Annotated in this window: 3 protein-coding genes and 1 pseudogene; 1 reads left to right on the top strand and 3 read right to left on the bottom strand. The window is 40.7% G+C overall.

Annotation, left to right across the window (positions count from 1 at the left end; genetic code table 11):
- Positions 1-311: 311 nt before the first annotated feature.
- A complete protein-coding gene (locus tag NH454_RS22135) occupies positions 312-704 on the top strand; it encodes a YolA family protein (RefSeq protein WP_199524511.1) in 393 nt (130 codons plus the stop codon).
- Between the two features lie 43 nt (positions 705-747).
- On the opposite strand, the gene NH454_RS22130 is transcribed toward NH454_RS22135, so the two are convergent.
- The 3 genes and pseudogenes from NH454_RS22130 to NH454_RS22120 form a co-directional block, all read right to left on the bottom strand.
- Positions 748-1,185, bottom strand: coding sequence for a hypothetical protein (locus tag NH454_RS22130; protein ID WP_013463093.1), 438 nt, complete (start codon positions 1,183-1,185; stop codon positions 748-750).
- Positions 1,186-1,425: 240 nt separating this feature from the next.
- A complete protein-coding gene (locus NH454_RS22125; protein WP_024606317.1) occupies positions 1,426-1,806 on the bottom strand; it encodes a hypothetical protein in 381 nt (126 codons plus the stop codon).
- Between the two features lie 172 nt (positions 1,807-1,978).
- Positions 1,979-2,464: pseudogene (locus NH454_RS22120) on the bottom strand (IS3 family transposase); the annotation flags it as partial.
- Positions 2,465-2,583: the final 119 nt, after the last annotated feature.

Genomic DNA, 2,583 nt, shown 5'->3' with positions numbered 1-2,583 from the left:
AAATCAAAACACACCGCCAAGTGAAAGAGCCGTAAAAACTTCACGCGCTTTAAGTCAGAAAAAAGACTAGTTACCTCTTGCTTGACTCGCCCTTGAAAGGGTGAGATTGCGCAAGCCTAATGTTCAAGGACTATGAAAATAAATTTAATTCGGGCCTGCTATCTGTAGTCATAGCAACTGGTGTAAGTAATATGAGTTATGCTGAGGAAGTTCCGCGCAGTCAACAAGTAATTACCTCCCTTCCTGTACTCACTAGTCAGAATGCTCCAGCTCCTGCCGAAATCAAAAACATCCGCATGGAGTCTGAATTAATGGCTCGAGCATCAGCTCCGCCGCTATCTTCAATGTGGGTATATGCTGTTGGTTCAACTGATTGTGGGTGGGAGTCCACTGTTGGTATGACAACAACTGCATGTGATCATGGGGGAGAGCAGCTGCGTACTGCTGTTTTAGAAATTGGTTATGGTTATAATCATATTGCTTGGATGAACGGTGGGTTACTTCCGAGTTCCACAATGTACTCAAGTACGCCTGTTTGTGTGACTGGTAGTAACTACACATGGCCTTGTACCGCTGGGCAAACTGTCGTGGGTTTCCTCAATGAATACAATGTCGATGGTCATCAAAACGGATTATTCAAATACCAAAATACTTCGACTAATTCGCCATGGAATACTATGTCAGTCCAGATCAGTATTCTTTGATTTATTAATGATGTAGGCCAGACATTCTGGCCTTTTTATATTTCTAAATACGAATGTTAACACCAGTACTTTTGTCTTGCATGATAGACATAGCTGATTCTAACATCTTCAAAGTAGTCTCGTCATTGCGTGACAGTGCGCCTTGGATGCCATCACGCGTTTTTTGAATGAAGTTATATCGTGTTTCATCACTGTGTGCACCTGCCAGTTCGCCTCCATTTACGGGTATTTTCATAGTCATAGCCATGAAAGGCCTGCCGTCATCGAGAGACATTTCTCCATTGCGGATTTGAGTGTTGGCCCAGTCCCGCATTTCTTGCCGGGTCATACTAGTGAAATCCGCCTGTTTTGTGCTGCTGTCAGTCTTATCATTGTCTGTTTGTGCTGCTGTTAATGCAGCCGAAAATGACGTTGAGGCCTCTGTTGAAGGCTTGGTACGCTGGTTCCCATTAAAATAATGTACGTTTGCATCAACTCGCATAGGTTCTTTTCCTTAGTATGATCGTATGAGTGATATTAACTGCAAAACCTGCGCCATAATTATACACTTATAGTCTTTTGAAAACGCCTTTAAAAAGTTTATTTAAATTAAGTTGTTGAAGGTAATTCATCGTAAAGTGAAAAGCTTAATACAGAGGTGTTGGACGGCAAAGGCTTTCCGGTAACTGGAATATTTACTAATAGGCTTGGCTCATAGGCCTTAAATTATTCAGGATAAAGCCTAATAAAAGAAGGTTTTGAAATAAGCAATATTAAAGTGAAATATTGGGATCGAGATTGATACAAAGATGAGGGATATAGAAATCAATATCCATTTCAATTTTTTGATTTCTTTTAAGTGATTTGCATTTTTAAGCGATTCATTTAGCCGCTGAATATTTAGTTCAACTTCGTGTACAGTCTCCTGAGAGACGAGCGCTAAATCTTTAATACTATCAACAGAGCTTTTTAAGTTTTTCTCTGTTGCTAGTATATGAGTATCAACGCTCTTAATTTCCAGTGATTTCTTCACATATTCAGATAAAGAAATACCTTCCTTTTGCGCCTCACTACTTAAAGACTCTTTTAATTTATCGTCAATTCGGATGCTTAGAATAGCCATTCTAAAATACCTCTGATGTATACGGGTGTAAACAAAGCGTATACGCCTATTTTTAAAGGCGCAACAGGTTATTTTAGATGAAAACTGTGTATGACAAAATGAGATAATAGGCACGCTGTCGAATGTATACAAATGAATCGCCCCGAGTTCATCGGAGACCAGTTTGTTTAAGTCAGGCCACTTTACCTGACTCGTTTAAATTATCATAGTAGTCTGTTTCATATTGAGCTGGTGAAATATACCCAATTGAAGATAATAAGCGTTGATTATTAAACCAATTGACCCACTCTAACGTTGCGTATTCAACAGCATCAACATTCTTCCACGGGCCATTTCTGCGAATAATCTCTGTTTTAAATAATCCATTTATTGTTTCAGCCAATGCATTGTCATAAGAGTCACCCACACTGCCTACAGACGCTTGAATTCCAGCTTCAGCAAGTCGCTCAGTGTATCGTATAGACAAATATTGGCTGCCTCTGTCGCTGTGGTGAATTAACCCTTCGGGGTTGCCACGATGCCAAATAGCTTGCTCTAACGCATCAAGAATAAGCTCTGTGTGCATTGTCGTTGATACACGCCAACCTACAATGTATCGTGAAAAAACATCTATCACGAAAGCGACATAAACAAACCCACTCCATGTGGCAAGTAGAGTAAGAGGCGGGGCGTAGTCGTGCTATCTCCCAACCTCTCCTCTCCGAACCGGACGTGCACCTTTCAGCGCATCCGGCTCTCCACTTAATTGTGGCTAACAGCCATTGCAACATCTTGATA

The organism is Pseudoalteromonas sp. Ps84H-4 (assembly GCF_024124645.1).
In the GTDB taxonomy this organism is placed as follows: Bacteria; Pseudomonadota; Gammaproteobacteria; order Enterobacterales; family Alteromonadaceae; genus Pseudoalteromonas; species Pseudoalteromonas lipolytica_C.
Note: the sequence above shows the minus strand (reverse complement) of the source record. Positions and strands in the feature narration are given on the sequence as shown.